Genomic DNA, 273 nt, shown 5'->3' with positions numbered 1-273 from the left:
ACCTGGGCGGGGCGCTCGGACTGGAGGCCGGGTTCGGGCGCAAGGTGCGTGGCCTGAAGGTCACCTCCGACGAGCTGCCGGACTACGTCGAGCGCGTCCTGAAGCGGTTCCAGGAGGAGCGCGAGGACGGCGAGCGATTCGCCACGTGGGCCGCCCGCGCCTCCGAGGAGGCCCTGTCGTGAGCGTGCGGGCCGCCCCCTTCTACTGCCCCTACTGCCGCGACGAGGACCTCCGTCCGTCCGAGCAGGGCCACGGCGCATGGGAATGCGCGGC

Annotated in this window: 1 pseudogene; it reads left to right on the top strand. The window is 73.3% G+C overall.

Annotation, left to right across the window (positions count from 1 at the left end):
• Positions 1–182 (top strand): annotated as a pseudogene (locus MFF40_RS28460) (hypothetical protein); the annotation flags it as partial.
• Between the last annotated feature and the right edge of the window lie 91 nt (positions 183–273).

The organism is Methylobacterium mesophilicum (genome assembly GCF_022179445.1).
In the GTDB taxonomy this organism is placed as follows: domain Bacteria; phylum Pseudomonadota; class Alphaproteobacteria; order Rhizobiales; family Beijerinckiaceae; genus Methylobacterium; species Methylobacterium mesophilicum.
This window is presented reverse-complemented; position numbering and strand designations above follow the sequence as displayed.